Genomic DNA, 17343 nt, shown 5'->3' on the forward strand with positions numbered 1-17343 from the left:
CAAGGGTAGTATCCAGCGCAGTTCCGGAACGGCCAGATTCGACTTCGAGTGTGTGTCGAGAGAACTCAGAAAGGAACCGTGTACAGCAACTCAGGACGTGAGCACGTCGATCATCGAATAATTCGTTGAGCGCAGTACGATGGGTGCGTGTCCAATACTCGTCGAGTTTGACGTATGTACGAACGATAGGGGAAAGCTCGTTCAAGGAACCATTAGCATGGACGATGCCAAGGTCGTTGAGCGCATGTTGGTCTTTGGTGTCCAGAGATTCGCCGAGGGGATGGAGAACAGTTTGAAGCGCATCGTGGTATCGTGAAGTGAGGAACTCCCCAGCGACAACGTGGGCGTTCACGATATTTCGAGTTGGGTGCATTGACTCGTGGTGATCGGGGTTTCGGTGGTCGACGTGGGTTCGTGGATAGCTCATAGAGCACCTCTTCCAACGTGGCGTTGAGCATTAACATACCGAGCAGTCAGGCTCGAGACTGCAGCTGGGCAGGTTTAACCAACACACCGCCGTCGATACGGCCGGGTGTTGGTTAACACGAAGTGCGCTCGATTCAGGAACTATTCTCGGAAACAGGATCCAAACGGAGACTACTCGGGACTGTACCGGGATTGGAGGGGATCACATCGAGTTTCCTGAAACGCGGAAGCGACACGCCGCGGCTTATCGGGAACGTAGACAACTAATCTAGTATGGGAGAACACTCAACGTCGAACCGATTGACGGTGGACCAGCCGACACGGGGCGCTGACCGCAATCGGTCCCTTGCTGACCAGGCCGATCCGACTACGGACGAGATGTTGTTGCCGTCACTCGGCGACGGCATCACGCTGCTCGACGTCGAGGGAGGCCGCGGCGTCCCAATCCTGCAGTCGCTCGTACTCGACCATCTCCTCCTGCACGACGGGCCCGCCTTCTGGGTCGACGCAAATGGTCACGCGACGACGACACTCGCCCAGATCGCGCCCAGTCAACGGTTGCTCAACCGAATTCACGTCGCCCGCGGATTCACCGCCTACCAGCACTACGGCGCCGTCTGTAATCTCCCGACGGCAGTGAACAAGTCGATCCAGATGTCCACCACTGACGCCGGGACGGCCGGTCGAGGGGAACCGAGTCGTGACGAGGACACGTCGCCCCACACGCCCGCCCTCATCGTCGCGCCGGCCGTCGACGTCCAGTACCGCGCCGACGATATCCTCGGCGAAACCCACGCGGGAACCCTTCAGGCTCGAACTCTCGCTCGGTTGGCAACCTACGCCGAGGGGTACGACATCCCGGTGCTCGTTACGCGAAACGAACGAAACGAATTCACCGAGTCAGTCGCGACGGTCGCCGACCACCACCTGGAGTGCGAGCAGACTCGGATGGGGCCACGGGTCGTCGGCAAAGACTTCGAGACGCTCGTCTATCCCGTCGACGACGGCGCGTACTACCAGACGACGTTCGCGTACTGGCGGCAGCTGCTCGCGGCACGCGCCACGCAGGTCGGCGTGGAACCGACAACGTCGACGCCGTCGACGCCGACTCCGGAGGGTGTCGGGACAGGCGTCACAGCTGACGGTGAGACGGTGGCGGCCACTACGGACCCCTTGCTCGATGCGTGGACCGCGACCGGGACAGGAGGCCGATAGCGATGGGGCGCACAAACCCGACGTACCGGGATGCGCTCCGGGCTATCGAAGAGCGCTGGGCAGAGTTCCGCCGGGCACTGCGGCGTCGCGACCAGCCACGATTTGACCAGCTGTTCGAGTACGCCCGCGAGCACGCCGACGCGAGCGGGCTGTTGAACCACCAAAATCCGCTGCTGCCGGCGCTGCTCAGCATCGATCTCGAACAGGAGGCCCGCCTCGACGACCACGAGGAACGCCTCGAGGAGCTCGAAGCCGCAGTCACAGCGAGCGATGATCAAGAGAGTGGCCCACCGGACGCGAACCCGTGACGATGCCGTTCAGTATCGACTTTCTGGACGACGGCCGCGTCCTGGAGTGGGAGGCAACCGCCGACGGCGCCGTCGCGACCGAGCGCCAAGACTACACCCCACGCTTCTACGTCGCCGCTCGCGACCCAGAGACCGACCTCGACCTCACAACGCTCCAGTCGGTGTACGACCAGCACCCGGACGTCGTCGCGACCGAGATGGTTGCGCGACGCCCCGGCTTTCGACGAGACGAGGAGGCCGTTCTCGCAGTCGACGTTGCCCACATCGATCGCGTCACTCCACTCGCCCGGCAAGCGCGCCAGCTGTCGGACTATCCAGTCGGGGATCTCGCCTGTTTCAACGTCGACTTCTCGCGAGAGTTCCGGTACTGTCTGGAGACCGACGCCGATCCGACGCCGGCGAGCGAGCTGTCGACGCTCCGGCTCAGCGTTCCGGTGACCGAAACGAGCAACGACATCTATGGGGAGCTGTCTGTCGCCGGCGATACTGTTACCGGCTCGCCGACGGATCTCCTGACCGCCGTCCAGGGGGCGCTCGACGCACACGATCCGGACGTCCTGGTCTGCTCAACCAGCGAGATCGTCCCAACTCTGTACGAGATGGCGACGGCTGCCGGCGTCGACGGCTTCTCGCTGAGTCGGTGGCCGGACGTCGACTACCAGCAACTCGCGAGCCGGTCGACGTACTCGAGCTACGGCCGCGTCGGTCACTCACCGGCGCGGTACAACGTGCCCGGCCGGGCGATCATCGACGAATCGAACACGTTCTTCTACGGGGAGACGAACCTCGAGGGCGTCCTCGACCTCGTGTCGCGCTCGAACAAGCCCGTCCAGGAGCTCGCATGGGCGTCGATCGGGAACGTGCTCACGGCGATCCAGATCTGTGAAGCCCACGACCGCGGCGTCCTCGTGCCATGGAACTCCTGGCGCCACGAGTTCTACAAACCGATGGGGACGCTCCACGACGCCGACCGCGGCGGCTTCATCTTCGCGCCCGAGGTCGGGCTTCACGAGAACGTCCACGAACTCGACTTCTCCTCGTTGTACCCGAACATCATCTGTACCCGGAACGTCTCGCCGGACGTCATCCGGTGTGAGTGCCACAGCGACCGCGAGGACGTCCCCGGCCTCGGGTACTCGATCTGTGACGAGCGGGGTTACCTCGTCGACGTGCTACAGCCGATCATCGACGCGCGCGACGAGATCAAGGCGGCCATCCGTCGCGAGAAGGAACGGGACAACCCCGACGAGGACCGGCTGGCGGAACTCGAGGGACGGTCGGGAGCGCTGAAGTGGATCCTCGTCGCCTGCTTCGGCTATCAAGGGTTCAGCAACGCGAAATTCGGCCGAATCGAGTGCCACGAAGCAATCAACGCGTTCGCTCGCGAGATTCTGCTGACGGCGAAACAGCGGCTGGAAGCCGGCGGCTGGCGCGTCGTCCACGGCATCGTCGACTCCATCTGGGTGACGCCGGACCCTGACGTCGACGACGAGGACCGCGAGGACCTCGGGACGCTCGCGACGGAGATCACGGAACGCGTCGAGATTCGGCTCGAACACGAGGCCCACTACGACTGGGTGGCGTTCGTTCCGCAGCGCGAGAGCGACGCCGGCGCGCTGACGAAGTACTTCGGCAAGGTCGCCGGCGACGACGACTTCAAGGTCAGAGGCATCGAAGCCCGGCAGCGCTCAACCCCGCCGTTCATCGTGGACATCCAGCGGGACTGTCTCGACCAGCTCGATGCCACGCGGTCACCGGACGCGGTGCTCGGACGGCTCGAACGAGCAATCGACGAACTGCAGGCGGGCAACGTAGCAGTGGAGCGCCTCGTCGAGCGGAATCGTGTCTCCAAGCCCCTGGAAGGCTACTCACAGAATACCCAGAACGTGGCCGCCTTGAAACGGGCTCGCGAGCAGGAACTGGCAGTCCACCCGGGGCAGGATATCGAGTACGTGGTCGTCGACGACGAGAAATCCTCGCGAGACCGGGTCGCCCTCGCCCACGAGGAGATCGAGACCTACGACGCCTCGTACTACGAGACGCAGCTGATCAGAGCGGTCGAGAGCGTGCTTTCACCGCTCGGGTGGGCTCGTACAGACATTCGACGGAGACTCGCAGAGACACGAGAGGTGGAGCTGACGGAGTTCACAGCAGCCCGGAACGGATGAGTAGGCTCAGATGTCACTTGATGCGAGCAAAACCACAAGTGGGCGACGAGGTCGATCCCATTCACACTCTGGGGGGCCTTGGTCTATGTAACACCCCCCGGAGTGTGAATGGAGGGAATCAATCACACCGAGGGTGGACAACCTATTTGTGAATGGGGCGAATTGGTCCGCCCATGCCAAACAATGATTCCACGCAAACAACCGTCGACGAGATATTAAATATCGACGAGGGGGATAGCGAAGACGAATCGGATATTTTTGAGAAACCGTGGTTGCTCGAGATCGATAACGTTCCTGACGCCAATCGAATCGTCGGCCGAGACGACCATATCACGTTCTTGGCCAAGAATCTCCGGAAGATGCGGACAAACAGCGTCCCGGATAACGTTCTGGAGTGGGGAGAAACCGGGACGGGGAAGACACTGGTTGCAAGACACGTCTGCGAACGGCTCGAAGCAGCAACTGCAGGAACGGACTCCCCATCGTTACTGCTTACATCAACCCAGACCCCATCTCTACGTATACCTCCACCTTCCGAAAGATCGCAGAGCAGGTAAACGCGAAAGCAGAGAACCCGCTTGATGTCCCCTATCAGGGCCTCTCAGCCGAGCACTATCGGGATCAGAAATTGTGGCCAGTTGTTCAGCGGGAGTTTTCTGGCGGTCTTGTCGTCATCATCGATGAAATCGACAAGCACGGAGAAGTCAACGAGGTCCTCTACACGCTATCACGGTCACAATCAAAAGACGACGTTGACTTCCCAGTCCTTACAATCGGGATTTCGAACGACATCGAATTCAAAGGAGAAATCGAGTCACGGGTTCAATCGACTCTCCAGCCAGAACACCGAACGTTCACGCCATACGAAGAAGACCAGCTCATTGCAATCCTCGAAAATCGACGGGACGCATTTTACGACGGTGTCCTGGATGACGAGGTGATTCCAACCACAGCTGAACTCGCAGCTGAAGAACACGGTGACGCTCGACGGGCAGTCCGATTGTTCCGAAATGCGGGCGAGATCGCTGACGAAGAAGGCGATGATATTGTGACCGCGAATCACGTTTTCGAAGCTGACGAACTCGTCGAAGTTGAGCTCTTTATGGAGATGGTGAAAGGGACTCCGTTGTCCGGGAAATTACTCTTGTTTGCTCTCACACGTCTTGACCGGAATAACCCGGAGAAAGAATGGTTCCGGACGTCAGAGATTCACGAGGTTTACCAAACAGTAGCACGGGACGTCGAAGTAGAACCCAAGGGGTACAATCGTGCGCTTGAGCTTCTGAACAAGCACGTGACGACAGGAGTTCTCGAATCGAAAAAGAAGGAAGGCGGAGATCAGGGGAAGTTCAGGTCGTATTCGCTCCAAGGAGACGTGGAGAGTACACGAACTGGACTGATCAACTCAACGCCGGAACTCCAGACGTTGATGGGATGGTGACCCTCCCACCCCTCGGTGTGAATGGTCCCCTATAGGTCAGGGCAGTAGTAAAGACGGAGCAGGACTTGACCCGTAGAAGCTGTGTCGTCCGTCTGAGGTCCCATTACCGGCACGGAGAGCGGCTTACAAGTCCTGCCACCGTAGCTGACCCGGTCCGCTACTGCACCGCACCGCAGTTGTAGTTATCTTTATTATACTACAGTCTAAACAGTCCTCCGAGTAGACGTATTCTAAAAGGCAAGGCCTTGTGCCGAAGCCGACGCTTCGTCACTGAGGCGAAAACCTTCCCTACGGTGAGAGGACTTCTGCTGTTAAGGACTTCTTAATCGCGGTACCCTGGGTGGTGGACCATTCACACTGAGGGGTGTGGGGGTAAACGAGGCGTAATCTATCCGCGTGTTGCTCTGTCTTCTCTCGGCGTGAAGTCTCGTTAGAGAGTGGCGGTTGATAGCCCATTCACACCGAGGGGTGTCGGGTAAACCGATCCCATTCACACTCTGGGGGGTGTCATCTGCTACGCTACGAATCACGTTGAAACAAACATCAGGCTACAGTTCCATCTCGTCTACTCGTTGGGATTCACCGGCCCTTTGTACTTCGACGTCACCGAATCGCCTTCCCGCCACTGCCAGTAGTAGTAGCGGTTGTCGTTGATCTCCTTGATCGTGATCGTCGCCTTCGCCGGCACGTCGTCTGGGAGGTCATCGGGGCGCGCCTCGACGTCGGCGTCGTCCGCTTCCTCCTCGAGACGAGCTTCACGCTCCTTGTATTCGGCCAACGCCTCGGCGTAGCTGGCAACGTCTCGAAGATGCTCCGGTGTGGCTTCATTGAGCGTGTGGACGATCTCCGTCGGGAGGTTCGCCGGTGGGGTCGGGGGTTCGTAGGACATCGGCTACTCTCGTGTTAACCAACACGACCCACGAGTCCATAGTTTTGTTGGTTAAGACGATGGGGACGGTTCTCGCGATTGCTGGATGTAACACTACTCGAAACTTCTTTATATACAAGTTTCGTACTATGTTACACCGTGCTCCGGCGCATCGAACTCGAGGTCCTCGCCACGGTCGACCGCGGCGACACGATCTCCGAACTCGCGACGAAACTCGACCACAGCGAGAGCTACCTCTCTCGTGCCGTCGCCGACCTCGTCGAGAAGGGGCTCGTCTACACGGAACGCGACGGCCGCCGAAAACGAGTCGTCCCGTCGGATACTCGCGCCGTCGAACGGTACCAGGACCTCGTCCGCCAGCACTCCCATATCGACTTCCCCGATCTACTGACCGGGAAGGCACTCGAGGTGCTGTACTACCTCGACCAGCCGCGAACCGTCTCCGAGATCGCCGACCGGAGCGACAACTACCGCAATACGGTCAACCGGGTCCTCAAGCGGTTTCGCGACCGTGGGCTCGTCGGGACGGCCGACGGCCGCTACGAGTTCAACGCCGACTTCGACCGCCTCCACGAGTTCGCCCGTGAACTCACACACCATCTCCATCGCCATCGCCTCGAAGCCGTTGCCCCGAAGGGCACGATTCTCTGGGAGGACTACGACGAATTTCTCGCCCAGGCTGAGACGGAGATCGACGCCGAGGGATTCCACGAAACTGGCCTCGCTCGATTCGCGGCCTTTGACCTCCAGTTCCTGCTTACCGGCCACCGCTACTACGTCTACTCCGAGAACCTCGACGCAGTCTCGCCGGCGGAGCTCTGCTGTCACATGCTGCTGATCGACGACGGCAGCCGTCACCGCTCGTACTGTCTCCTCCTGCTCAGCCACGTCGACGTCGACGAGGCGGACCTCCGAGAGCAGGCGGCGAAGTATGGCCTCGAAGACGAAATCGACGCCTTGCTCCGCTACCTCGAGACGCACGACGAGGTCGACGACGACCGGCTCCCGGAGTGGGACGAGTTCCAAGAGCTGGCGGCTGACTACGAGGTGCCACTACCACAATGAGACCAACATTCGGACGCGAGTACATCGAGAACGAATTCCAGCGGATCGGGGATGGCCTATCTGAACCGCTCACGGTATTCCTGATCGGTGGTGGTGCGATGTCACTGCGCGACCTCAAGGGGGCGACGAAAGATATCGACCTAGTCGTCCCTGATGGCGACGCGTACGGTCAGCTGTGGGCCGTCCTGATGGATCTCGGGTATGCGGAGGTTCAATCCCTGGATCCAGATTACCGGGCGCTGGGGGCGACGAGCTGCGTCGAGAACGACGATGGGTGTCGCCTCGACATCTTCAACCAGCAAGTCGCGAACAAGCTCGTGCTCACCGACGGGATGCAAGAGCGCAGCGAGCCGTTCCTCGACACGGATCGACTGACGGTCCGGCTGGTCAGCAACGAGGATATCTTCCTGTTCAAGGCAATCGCAGGCCGCGACGACGACATCGAGGACATGAATATGCTCGTGCAGGCCGGCCTCGATTACGACGTCGTCCGGGTTGAACTCGAAGCCCAGATCGAACGCCTGGGGGACGATCAGTTCGCCACGTTCGCGAACGAGGCCTTGGTCGAACTCGAGGAGCGGTACGGAGTGACCACGCCGATCGAGGCCCGCGTCCAGGAACTCACGAACAGGTACTACCGGGGGCTCGAAGTCCTCCAGGCACTCGACAAGCCGATGACCGTCGACGAACTGGCCTCCGAACTGGAGCTGGATACCGACGAGGTTCACGACCGGATTGCGTATCTCTCAACGTTCGACCGGGTCCAACGAGATGGCGACACGGTCCGTCCTGTGGAGTAGCTCAATCGTCGCCCTACGGGGAAGGAAGGCGGCCGTCTGGTCGGGGCACGCGGCCCCGTTTGATCTCGTGATCGACGCGACGCAGGTGCTTGCAGCCCCCCTCGGGTGAGCGCTGCTGCCAGTCGGGACAGGTACACGATTTGTCGATGACGTCGACTTCGTACCGGTTCCCGGACGCGGACCGCACCTCGTAGCGGCCACCTTTCGAGAGGAGTGAGACGTCCATCGCTTCGGCGACAGCACGCTTCGTGCGGGGCTCGAGATCGTCCTGTGACTCTGCGTTCTCGTCGACGACCAGTCGGTCGCGAACGTCGCCCGTTCGACCCCCGTCCGGAGCGACGGCTTCCACAGGGCCACTGAGCCGCTCGTGGAGCAGTTCCTCCACCGGATGGCCTTCCGGCCACAGGTAGTGGACCTCGCGGCGCTCGCGATGGTCGTAGGAGCCACAGGCGGCTGCGCACCCAGTCCAGACGCGCCAGGCACCGAGCGCGGCCATCACGTCGACGATGTCGCGGGGAACCGTCTGGTGGTCGTCCGGGAAGAACACCCGGAAGCGGGTACACGCCACCTGCGGCGGGACGATCTCCCACCAGTCTTCGCTGGAGCCCCAGCTATTGTACATCGCCTCGTCGCTCCCGTAGCCGACGGTCACGCCGTCGATCGGCGTCCAGTCCGCCGGGAGGTGTTCCGCCTCGCCTTCGAGCACCCGGAGGACGGCGTATCGAAGGTACTCGTGGGCTTGGTTGTCTGTCGTTCGAGCGACCTGGTCATGCTGCTCGGCAGCGTGCTCAGCTTCCTCGAGGACCGTCGTGAGATAGGGTTCAGTCATCATTCGACGGAGGTAAGAACGCGCCTCCGGCCCTCGGCGGGCGCAGAAAAACTTCCAGAAACTGGAAGCCAATGATGACATAGAGAATTGATCTGGCTCACTTAGCCGTCTGGCTTGGTGCCTTTTGAGAACGAAATTTAATGTGCTACTAGTTACTACATAACACACAAGATGATTCGGGGACTTATCGCGTTTGTGGCATCGCTGTTTACTGAGGCTGTGAAGTTCGCAAAATGGCCATTTAACCCGACCAACGGAAGGGGACAGTACGTCACACCTTCAAACCGCCATTTCCTGACGGGGAAGGCGAATTTCTTGGTGACGGTTGCGTACCGACTGGGTCAAGCAGGGGTGAATTTTGGAAAGGCGCTGGTATTTGATGTGTTGGCTCCACTAGTTGATGCGATAATTAGGATGGCGAGCGACCTCTACCATTCAAATCCCAATTATACTCGAATGGCACTTCGCGGGGGTTTCTCTGCAGTTCAAACGACTTTCGCGATAGGAGCTGCTGGTTTGATGCTACTCGTAGGACTGTTCCGCAAGTGAAGCGCGAGGGTTACTCTTCGAGGACGTCGATGAGTTCCTCTGCCGTCCGACTGATCCGTCCGAGCCGCTCGCGAATGACCTCGGGATCGTCCGACTCCCACGCAGCGAGGTAGAACGCCGATCCGCTCGTGTCGAGCCCGCAGTACCGCCCGACGACGTACGCGACGGCTTCGGCCTCGACTTCGCGTTTCGACCGTTCGGTGTCGTCGTCGACGTCGAAGTGGAGCAGGGCGTGGGCGTACTCGTGAATCAGCGTCCGCGCGAGGTCGGCCTCATTCTCCCGATCGCGCACCTCGACGAGCGGCTGGACGTCGACGAGGCTCAGCTGTTCGCAGATGCCCTTCGCCTCGCCGTGGGTCCACTCCTCGGCTGGAACGATCCGCACCGTCACGCCGAGGTCGTCAGCGGCGACAGTCAACTGTTCGACGAGGTCGCCGGCGTCCCCGGTTGCTTCAGTGTTCAGGTCGGGAAGCGGCTCGCCTTCGGTCTGCGAGACGTCGAACACCGGCGCAGGCTTGAATCCGACCAGGCCATCGGACCACTCCTCGGGCGGCGTCTCATCGTAGTCACAGTCGCTGTCCTCATGGTAGCTCGGCGAATTCTCGCACTCCGGGCACTGCTTGGAGATGATCGGTGCCCAGATCCAGATGGCCGACTCACCCTCCTTGACGTGGCGGTCGAACTCCTCCTGCCACGTCCGGTAGCCCGCCACCCGGCTCGCCTCGGGACACTGCCGCTTGATGAGGAGCGTGTTCCGGTAGGAGTAGTCGTGGAAACGACTCTGGACATCGAGCCACTCTTGGAACTCTTCGCTGGCCTGCGCGTCGTCGACGCCGGCGACGAGGTCGTCGATCCACTGTTCGATGGTACTGTTCATCTCGTCTGATCGCGTGTCGGTCTGGTCGAAGGAGACCGACGAGTCACTAGTCGTAGCCATTGTGTTCACCGAATCAAGTTCACGGCGACTGCGTCTGTTCAGACCGCCCCGCACCCCTCAGGGGCGTTCAAAAAACCGCTCTGTCGGTCAGCGGAGCTCGTGACGTTCGTCCGCAAAGCCAACCGAGACGAGGTACTCGAGGAACTCGTCGAACCGCTCGACGTCACCAGGCGTGTCGGTCGCAAGATGACGTGCCCACTCGATGGCCCACTGGAAGGCGGGATCCGTGCCGCCATTGCCGTGAATGTACCACCACCGGGCCGCTTTCAGCACGACCAGCGGATTCGTCGGCGGCTGCTCACCGGCGAGCCCACGGGTGATGGATTCGATTTCGTCAGGGACGTCGGCGGAATCGACCTCCGCTGATTGCGTGTTGTCGATATCGACCGGGATCTCGTCGATCGAGACGTTGTCGGGACTCTGTTGTTGACTCACTGGTAGTCACCTCTGAGAGCTTTCGAAGAAGCCCTCGCCCTCTCGGGGGCACGAAAAACAGGTCGCGAAATCACGCCGGCGGGAGGTAGACGCTCTGCTCGCCGGCGATCTCCTCCAAGTTGTTCCGGTGACGGTGGCTGAAGTAGCACTCGTAGCTGCAGTATCCACAGATTGCGCCGGTATCGTACTCGGCGACGTACGGGCCGCGGCGAGTTCGCCAGACGTTCGTCCCGCACTCGGTACAGGCGGCGTCCTCGAGATCGGCAGGACTCGGGCCCTCGTACTCCACGGCCACCCCCTCGTCCTGCGGTGTCGTTTCGGGCCAGATTCCTTGGGTCCTCCAAAACTCACGGACGCGGGCGAGGCTGTGGCGCACCGTCTTTCGGACGGTGACGTGGTCGGCGTCGCGACCGCTGTCGTCCCAGCCGTCGGCCGTCCAGAACTCACCGAACTGTGCGCCACGATGCAGCCCGTTCCAGTCGACGCCGACGATGTCGGCCGGTGGCTCGTCGGTGAGTGTCGGTCTGGTCAGCTGTCGAATGGCGTCGAGCTGCTTGGGTGGACTCCCGCCGAGGATGTGGACGCGCCGCCCTCTCCAATCGGCTGGGTCGGAGAACTCGTGGGCCAGGCGGTCGGCGTATCCCCGTGAATACCCGAGGACAAGGTTCTCGGGCATCGCGTCGATCACCGCCCGCGACTTCGGAACGACGATGAGCTCGGCCTCAGGATAGCTCGCTTGGATCTCACGAGCCGCAGCGACGTGGGCGTCGACGTCGTCGATTTCGTCAACGTCCCCGATGACCCCAACCTCTGGTTCGTACTCGAAGAAACGGTCGACAAACCGCTCCAGATCGGGATTTCGGAAATCGTTGTCGAGCATACCAACGGGAAGGCTGAGGTTCTGATACTGCGTCTCTTGGTACCCACAGTCCTCGCGAAACCCGGGAAGGAAGCCGAGTTCGACAGCGTCGACGACAAACGGTGCTCGATGCAGAAACGCCACGTAATCTGCCTGTCTGGCGGCGGCGATTTCGCGGGCGGTGCTGGCGCTGGAGCTCAGCTCGAGGGACATGATTAGGCTCGCGAGGCCGCTGCTGGCTGCCCCGCACCCTTTCAGGGGCCCGAAAAACCGAGGCACAGCGGGTTAACCAACAATAGGGAAACTCACGCGGATTGTGTTGGTTAAGATAGGGCTTACTCTTCGTTCTCACGCAGCTCTTCAGCCTTCCACTTGAGCCGGCGCAGAATCTGCGTCCGATTCTGGTGGGCGTTCTCGTAGGCAACACACTCTTGGAGGGTTTCCATATCCGGGATCGTCGCGATACCGGCCTTGATCAATCGGTAATTCGGTGCTTCAAGACGCTTCTCAGGTGGGAACTCGTCGTCGCTAATCGTGGACTGTTCCATCTCGGTAGACCTCCACCCCTCCAGGGCGAGAAAAACAGAACAGACGACTACGTCACTGACGCGGTGTCAGGCATTCGCCTCTTGGAACCGCTCCCGGAGCGCGTCCTCGCGCTCTTCGAACTGCTCAACTTTCTCCTGCAGGTCGTCGCTGACGCGCTCGATGCTCGCCAACGCTCGTTCACCCTCCAGCGAGGCCTGCGACCCGTCGTCGCCGTCCGCTTCTAACTGCTGTTCGTACGCCTGCTCGACGCGCTCGATGGTGCCTTCCGGGTTGAACAGGATGTCGTTGGCAATGCGGACGTACTGATCGAGAGACGCCCCTTCTTTCCCCTGGAAGAAGTGGGTGAGCGCGTACGTCGCACCGGAATGCAGCGTCCACATATCGATCTCGAAGGGGGACGCCGCATTGGCTTCTGCATCGCCAGCGGCACGCTCGGCCAGGTAGTCCGGGAACCCCAGCAGGGTGTAGAACTCCGTGACGGTGAACGGGAGCTCCGAAAAGTCGAGGTCGATGTCCTGCGCGTCCCGGATGAACTCGAAGAGGTCATCGGCGACGAGTTCGACCTGTGCGAGGAGTTCCTCCCACCAGGTGTGGAAGTTCCGCACGTCGCCGACGTGTTTGATGACCTCCTTGTCGGTGAGCGAGCGCATCGTGTTCGAGCAGTAGCCATCCTGAGCGAAACCCTCCACGTAGACGGCGTGCTCGCCGAAGAAGTCGTAGCCCGACGTGACGCCCATCGTGATCGGGTCCGACCGGCCGGGCAGGCGCACCTCGAGGCCATCGAACATGATGTCCATGTGGACTTCGCCGCCGCCCCGGTAGCGCCGAATCTCGCCGAACATCACCTCGCCCAGCGGGGTCCCGTCGATGGTCTCCTCGCGGAGGACCTCCTCCAGCGGCCCGTAGACGTCGACCGGGTTGATGATCGAGTAGCTGTCAGTGGGAACGTGGAACAACGGGTCCGTGTCCGGGTCCTCATCTCGGGCCTGCTCCCGAGCCCGACTCGGCTCGACGAGCGCGTTGAACCGCTCCGTCTCGATCCACTCGTCGGTGTACGGATTCTGGTACGCTACGGTCGTCTCGACGGCCTGCGGAAGATCACGAACCGCCTCAGCGAAGGTCACGGGGTCTGCATCCCCGTGTCGCTCTCGGTACCACTCTGGTAGTTCGGTGTCGGTACGCCCATCGACGCCAGCGAAGATGGTTCTGGACTCTGGATCTTTCATCTCAGTCACCTCACTTCAGGAATCCTCGTCGACGTGCGACTGCATCGTCTCGCGCCCTGCGCCCTTCTCCCGGGCGCAAAAAACTCAACTTAACCAACATCCGAACAAGATGGGTTGATTGTTGGTTAATTGAACTAGGTCACGAAGGTTGGATTCGCGATCTCCAACTGATGTATAGGCGAAAGGATTAGGACACGCCGAATCACCTTCAGACCATGACTGAAGAACTTGATACTGTGTTTATTCGGCACAGAATCAGCTGTACAGCAGGCGCTATTGAAGATCTGTATCAAGATGACCTGATTGCTGTTCACTATTCGAATACCCCAATTACCGCAGATCCCGACGAATGTGCGGCACGGTACGAGGAAACTGGAACGGAGAATCATCGAAAACTCGGAAATAAAATAGAGGTCCTCAAAGACTGGGCGGAATCTGGGGCTCTCGTGGGTGCCGACTACGGTTCTGGCAGTCTAAATCTTAAAGGTGGAATGAAGATTGGGTCTATCAGGCAGCCAGATGACAGCTCTCAGGCCCACTTACTATTGATTGGATGTCGAGGGTCAGAATGTGTGGGACACCTAGAGGTACCAGTCGGTACAAGCGAGTCGGAGGTCCTCACCAGTGCTGAAGAGTCTTCCAGCTCTCTCTATGAACTCTTCCAAAATATCGATGATATTGACGACGGCTATGTCTATACTGGCCTTCAACTTGAGGACTCTCGGTGGGTCTGGTATCGTGACTACCCGGTTCTTTCGGCAAAACTCCCTCGAGGAGCACTGGGAACTTGGGACAACGGGGATATGAAATACCTACAAGCAGCGTATAACGGCGCCACCACCCTCACCGAGATCTTGGGAAATCAGGCTAGCGCAGAAGAAAAAGCACGCTTCTTGGCACCGGGGCAACTCGAAACTGTTTGTCTCGAATATCTTCGACAGGAGTACACGCACTTCCTTCAGCTGTATAGCATCGGTGAAAACCTTCCGCCCGGTAGCGAATTGCGTGATATCGACATTCTCGGCCGGAGCCATCCTGGGGAAATGAGTATTGTCGCGCAAGTAACTCATGAAACGGATGCTGATGAACTGAATGACAAACTGACAAAGCTGGAAGGATATGCTCGTTCAACAACGAAAGCAAGGTTGCTATTCTTCGGCCCGCGCGCTGGTTATGAGAACCCCGATGTGGTGATCCCTGAATCAGTGGAGTACATCTCAAACGGCGAGGTGTTCACGAAGCTGGAACAACTCAAACCAGCACTCCTCGATGCAATGCTAACGGCCCCACCGGAAAACGAAGGAGAGTCTCCTCTATAATCTGAATCGACGGTTAATCAGCATCACCGGAGAGCTCCTCCCGATCGTTGTATCGCTCCAGTTCACGCCCGATTTTCTCAAGTGCCTCGACACCACGTTCGAGGAGCTGGTGGGTGGCTCGCGCCAGTCGAAGCGTCTCCATCAGTACTCCCCCTCCGGGGGTTCGATGAGGTCGTTGCTCTCTTCGGCAAGTTCCCGGATTACCTGTTCCACGTCAGCCTCCTCGGCAACCGTCCGATGTGCGAGCGGGGCGGGATATGCCCGGTCGCCCTGGCTGCAGAGAACGACCAGCCACTCGTCGCTTCCATCCCCGAGTACGATGTAGTGGTCGCGATCAGCGCGCTGGAAGACCCGCCGGTCCGGGCGAGAGACGGTTCGCCAGTTCTCAGGGAGCGACGGTGACGGCCGTCCGCCGTCCGCGAGCGCGACGACGTCGTCGGTAAGGGTCGCCATCGCGGTGTCGATCTCCTCGCCGGTGAGGTGCCAGCACGCCGCTGCACCGTCGCACTCCAGTTGTGAGACCACCTGATTCCGGAACGCGATGTAGTGCTCACGGGCGAACTGCTCATCGTCGTAGTAGTCGAGGAGGAGCGTGCACGCGAGCTGGGCGGGCCCGCTACCACTGTATCCCCATTCGAACCCGCTCGGACTGTGGTTGACGAGGTCCAGACTGCGCTCGAGGGAGAGTCGCCGATGCTCCGAGAGGTTCAGGACGACGGCTTGGCCGTCGACACGGAAGCCGACGTATTCGACTGTGTCTCGGTGGGACTGACCGGGCGATGCGACTGGAACCGATTCCGAACTTGCTACAGGTACATTCCCGTTCATTCGTTGCTCGCGGGCGGTTCGGTGACCCCGCACCCCTCTCAGGGGTTCCACAAACAGGACGGCGTAGCGTTCGGCAACGTATTTGGCAGTTGCAACGTACTGTCCACATAATTGAGGATGGCTGTACTGGACGATCTCTCGGGGTTCGAGTTCGAGGACGTGATGGAGGACGTGTTCCGGAACCTCGGCTACGAGAACGTCCGCCAGGCCGACCGCACGGCTGACGAGGGTCGCGACGTCATCATGGAGGAGGTCGTCGATGGCACGCGGCGCGCGATCATCGTCGAGTGCAAGCACACGGGGACGGTCGGCCGGCCGGTCGTCCAGAAGCTCCACTCCGCCATCGCGACGTTCGACTTCGACGGCCCGAAGCGCGGGATGGTCGTCACGACCGGCCGGTTCACGAATCCCGCTCAGGAGTACGCCGACCGCCTCCAGCAGAACGACGACCCGCACCCAATCGAGTTGCTTGACGGCGAGGACCTCCGGGAGATTGCCGACGAGATCGGCCTCGACCTCTACAACGGTCGCATCGAGATTCTCTGCGACGAGACGCTCCGCCCGTACGACCCGGCCGCCGACGTCGACGCACCCGTCGAAGAGGCGTTCCGCGACGTCGAGAACATCGAGGCCGCCGACCTCCCAGACCCGCACTCATCGGTGACGTTCCGCCCAGTGGTCGCGGTCACCGCGGACACAAACGCCGTCTTCGAGACGTCGGTGGGCATCATCCACCGGATCAACGACCGGACGCGATTCGTTGCCCACGCCGAACGCGGGCAGCCGAAGGTCGTCGACGAAGACGTCGCAACGCTGGTCACCGAGAACCTTCACGCGACGGTCGACCTCGATACCGAGCAGTTCGCGGAGGTGTTCGATGACGTCGAGGAGCGCCGGTTCGGGCAGACCCAAACCGAGTACAAGGAGTGGGCCGTCGAGCGGCTCCAGCAGCATCACACGACGACGGTGACCTACACCGGTGACAACAACGTCACGTACAACAAGACCTGCGAGCCGAACCGCTCGGACATCTCCGTCCAATCGATCGAACCAGTGTACCTCCCCGAGGTTCGCCAGACGACCGAACTCCAAGAGTACACCTACCCCTTCGAGTACTACGCGGCAGGCCCGTCACGGGTGACCGCCGAGGACGGCATCCATCAGTGCGTCCACTGTGACACGAGCGGCGTCGACGAGACGTACACGTACTGTCCGAACTGTGGGGCGATCGCCTGCACCAGCCACACCAAAACGGAGCGGCTGGAAAGCGAGCCGGTCTGTACGGGCTGTGCAGTGACCGAACGGTTCGCGTTGAAAACGAAGTACTTCTACGATGAGGAGAACCTCGAAGCGTTCCGCGAGGAGTACGCCGAAATGCCGCTCCACGAGAAGACGATGGAGAACAAGTGGCTGGCCGGGGGGAGCGTAGTCGCGACGGTGCTGCTCGTCGTCGGACTACTTGTCACCGGCGGCATTATCTGAGCGGGATCGGGTACACGC

At 60.5% G+C, this 17343-nt stretch carries 19 protein-coding genes; 10 read left to right on the forward strand and 9 right to left on the reverse strand.

Features of this window, described 5'->3' with window-relative positions; genetic code table 11:
• Positions 1 to 699 precede the first annotated feature (699 nt).
• The 5 genes from WDJ57_RS20475 (at position 700) to WDJ57_RS20495 (ending at position 5558) form a co-directional block, all read left to right on the forward strand.
• Positions 700 to 1641, forward strand: a complete 942-nt coding sequence (locus WDJ57_RS20475) for a hypothetical protein (protein ID WP_338906399.1) — start codon at positions 700 to 702, stop codon at positions 1639 to 1641.
• 2 nt (positions 1642 to 1643) lie between these two features.
• On the forward strand, positions 1644 to 1949 hold the full coding sequence (locus WDJ57_RS20480) for a hypothetical protein (RefSeq protein WP_338906400.1): 306 nt from the start codon (positions 1644 to 1646) through the stop codon (positions 1947 to 1949).
• A 2-nt stretch (positions 1950 to 1951) separates the two neighbouring features.
• Positions 1952 to 4117, forward strand: a complete 2166-nt coding sequence (locus tag WDJ57_RS20485) for a type B DNA-directed DNA polymerase (RefSeq protein ID WP_338906442.1) — start codon at positions 1952 to 1954, stop codon at positions 4115 to 4117.
• 173 nt (positions 4118 to 4290) lie between these two features.
• Entirely contained in the window at positions 4291 to 4674 is a 384-nt protein-coding gene (locus WDJ57_RS20490; protein WP_338906483.1) for a hypothetical protein, read from the forward strand.
• Positions 4629 to 5558: a cell division control protein Cdc6 gene (locus WDJ57_RS20495; protein WP_338906471.1), complete on the forward strand. Its 930-nt coding sequence runs from the start codon at positions 4629 to 4631 to the stop codon at positions 5556 to 5558. The genes WDJ57_RS20490 and WDJ57_RS20495 overlap by 46 nt, the downstream gene beginning before the upstream one ends.
• Before the next feature lie 565 nt (positions 5559 to 6123).
• Here WDJ57_RS20495 and WDJ57_RS20500 read toward each other — a convergent pair.
• Positions 6124 to 6447 (reverse strand): hypothetical protein, encoded by a 324-nt coding sequence (locus WDJ57_RS20500; RefSeq protein ID WP_338906402.1) that lies wholly within the window; start codon positions 6445 to 6447, stop codon positions 6124 to 6126.
• Positions 6448 to 6585: 138 nt separating this feature from the next.
• Here WDJ57_RS20500 and WDJ57_RS20505 point away from each other — a divergent pair, with 138 nt between their 5' ends.
• Together WDJ57_RS20505 and WDJ57_RS20510 are read left to right on the forward strand one after the other, a co-directional pair.
• Positions 6586 to 7512, forward strand: a complete 927-nt coding sequence (locus WDJ57_RS20505; protein ID WP_338906404.1) for a MarR family transcriptional regulator — start codon at positions 6586 to 6588, stop codon at positions 7510 to 7512.
• Entirely contained in the window at positions 7509 to 8312 is an 804-nt protein-coding gene (locus tag WDJ57_RS20510; protein WP_338906444.1) for a DUF6036 family nucleotidyltransferase, read from the forward strand. Before WDJ57_RS20505 ends, WDJ57_RS20510 begins: the two co-directional genes overlap by 4 nt.
• Positions 8313 to 8325: 13 nt before the next feature.
• Here the strand turns inward: WDJ57_RS20510 and WDJ57_RS20515 are convergent, their stop codons facing one another.
• Positions 8326 to 9141, reverse strand: a complete 816-nt coding sequence (locus WDJ57_RS20515; protein WP_338906473.1) for a hypothetical protein — start codon at positions 9139 to 9141, stop codon at positions 8326 to 8328.
• Positions 9142 to 9336: 195 nt separating this feature from the next.
• Between WDJ57_RS20515 and WDJ57_RS20520 the strand changes: the two genes are divergently transcribed.
• Positions 9337 to 9690 (forward strand): hypothetical protein, encoded by a 354-nt coding sequence (locus WDJ57_RS20520; RefSeq protein WP_220581131.1) that lies wholly within the window; start codon positions 9337 to 9339, stop codon positions 9688 to 9690.
• A gap of 10 nt (positions 9691 to 9700) precedes the next feature.
• Here the strand turns inward: WDJ57_RS20520 and WDJ57_RS20525 are convergent, their stop codons facing one another.
• From WDJ57_RS20525 to WDJ57_RS20545, 5 genes are all read right to left on the reverse strand, one after another.
• Positions 9701 to 10627 (reverse strand): ArdC-like ssDNA-binding domain-containing protein, encoded by a 927-nt coding sequence (locus tag WDJ57_RS20525; protein WP_338906445.1) that lies wholly within the window; start codon positions 10625 to 10627, stop codon positions 9701 to 9703.
• 87 nt (positions 10628 to 10714) lie between these two features.
• On the reverse strand, positions 10715 to 11062 hold the full coding sequence (locus WDJ57_RS20530; RefSeq protein ID WP_338906409.1) for a hypothetical protein: 348 nt from the start codon (positions 11060 to 11062) through the stop codon (positions 10715 to 10717).
• Positions 11063 to 11132: 70 nt separating this feature from the next.
• Positions 11133 to 12134, reverse strand: coding sequence for a DUF6610 family protein (locus WDJ57_RS20535; protein ID WP_338906410.1), 1002 nt, complete (start codon positions 12132 to 12134; stop codon positions 11133 to 11135).
• A gap of 122 nt (positions 12135 to 12256) precedes the next feature.
• On the reverse strand, positions 12257 to 12469 hold the full coding sequence (locus WDJ57_RS20540; protein ID WP_338906412.1) for a hypothetical protein: 213 nt from the start codon (positions 12467 to 12469) through the stop codon (positions 12257 to 12259).
• Positions 12470 to 12535: 66 nt separating this feature from the next.
• Positions 12536 to 13696 carry a hypothetical protein gene (locus WDJ57_RS20545; RefSeq protein WP_338906413.1) on the reverse strand — a complete coding sequence of 387 codons (1161 nt, stop codon included), beginning with the start codon at positions 13694 to 13696 and terminating at the stop codon, positions 12536 to 12538.
• Positions 13697 to 13911: 215 nt separating this feature from the next.
• On the opposite strand from WDJ57_RS20545, the gene WDJ57_RS20550 reads away from it, so the two are divergent.
• Positions 13912 to 15015: a hypothetical protein gene (locus WDJ57_RS20550; RefSeq protein WP_338906447.1), complete on the forward strand. Its 1104-nt coding sequence runs from the start codon at positions 13912 to 13914 to the stop codon at positions 15013 to 15015.
• Positions 15016 to 15028: 13 nt separating this feature from the next.
• Here WDJ57_RS20550 and WDJ57_RS20555 read toward each other — a convergent pair whose 3' ends face one another.
• Both WDJ57_RS20555 and WDJ57_RS20560 read right to left on the reverse strand, forming a co-directional pair.
• A complete protein-coding gene (locus tag WDJ57_RS20555; RefSeq protein ID WP_006825413.1) occupies positions 15029 to 15157 on the reverse strand; it encodes a hypothetical protein in 129 nt (42 codons plus the stop codon).
• The gene (locus tag WDJ57_RS20560; RefSeq protein ID WP_338906450.1) at positions 15157 to 15843 is read right to left on the reverse strand and encodes a DUF6166 domain-containing protein; all 687 of its coding nucleotides are present in this window, start codon (positions 15841 to 15843) and stop codon (positions 15157 to 15159) included. Before WDJ57_RS20560 ends, WDJ57_RS20555 begins: the two co-directional genes overlap by 1 nt.
• A 117-nt stretch (positions 15844 to 15960) precedes the next feature.
• Between WDJ57_RS20560 and WDJ57_RS20565 the strand changes: the two genes are divergently transcribed.
• Positions 15961 to 17325, forward strand: coding sequence for a restriction endonuclease (locus WDJ57_RS20565; RefSeq protein ID WP_338906417.1), 1365 nt, complete (start codon positions 15961 to 15963; stop codon positions 17323 to 17325).
• Positions 17326 to 17343 lie beyond the last annotated feature (18 nt).

The sequence above is a fragment of the Salinibaculum sp. SYNS191 genome (assembly GCF_037338445.1).
GTDB lineage: Archaea > Halobacteriota > Halobacteria > Halobacteriales > Haloarculaceae > Salinibaculum > Salinibaculum marinum.

Bases quoted from the DNA above. Each gene is read 5' to 3' on its own strand.
- WDJ57_RS20475 (WP_338906399.1), top strand. From the start codon at position 700: ATGGGAGAACACTCAACGTCGAACCGATTGACGGTGGACCAGCCGACA.
- WDJ57_RS20480 (WP_338906400.1), top strand. From the start codon at position 1,644: ATGGGGCGCACAAACCCGACGTACCGGGATGCGCTCCGGGCTATCGAA.
- WDJ57_RS20485 (WP_338906442.1), top strand. From the start codon at position 1,952: ATGCCGTTCAGTATCGACTTTCTGGACGACGGCCGCGTCCTGGAGTGG.
- WDJ57_RS20490 (WP_338906483.1), top strand. From the start codon at position 4,291: ATGCCAAACAATGATTCCACGCAAACAACCGTCGACGAGATATTAAAT.
- WDJ57_RS20500 (WP_338906402.1), bottom strand. From the start codon at position 6,447: ATGTCCTACGAACCCCCGACCCCACCGGCGAACCTCCCGACGGAGATC.
- WDJ57_RS20510 (WP_338906444.1), top strand. From the start codon at position 7,509: ATGAGACCAACATTCGGACGCGAGTACATCGAGAACGAATTCCAGCGG.
- WDJ57_RS20515 (WP_338906473.1), bottom strand. From the start codon at position 9,141: ATGACTGAACCCTATCTCACGACGGTCCTCGAGGAAGCTGAGCACGCT.
- WDJ57_RS20525 (WP_338906445.1), bottom strand. From the start codon at position 10,627: ATGGCTACGACTAGTGACTCGTCGGTCTCCTTCGACCAGACCGACACG.
- WDJ57_RS20535 (WP_338906410.1), bottom strand. From the start codon at position 12,134: ATGTCCCTCGAGCTGAGCTCCAGCGCCAGCACCGCCCGCGAAATCGCC.
- WDJ57_RS20540 (WP_338906412.1), bottom strand. From the start codon at position 12,469: ATGGAACAGTCCACGATTAGCGACGACGAGTTCCCACCTGAGAAGCGT.
- WDJ57_RS20545 (WP_338906413.1), bottom strand. From the start codon at position 13,696: ATGAAAGATCCAGAGTCCAGAACCATCTTCGCTGGCGTCGATGGGCGT.
- WDJ57_RS20550 (WP_338906447.1), top strand. From the start codon at position 13,912: ATGACTGAAGAACTTGATACTGTGTTTATTCGGCACAGAATCAGCTGT.
- WDJ57_RS20555 (WP_006825413.1), bottom strand. From the start codon at position 15,157: ATGGAGACGCTTCGACTGGCGCGAGCCACCCACCAGCTCCTCGAACGT.
- WDJ57_RS20560 (WP_338906450.1), bottom strand. From the start codon at position 15,843: ATGAACGGGAATGTACCTGTAGCAAGTTCGGAATCGGTTCCAGTCGCA.
- WDJ57_RS20565 (WP_338906417.1), top strand. From the start codon at position 15,961: ATGGCTGTACTGGACGATCTCTCGGGGTTCGAGTTCGAGGACGTGATG.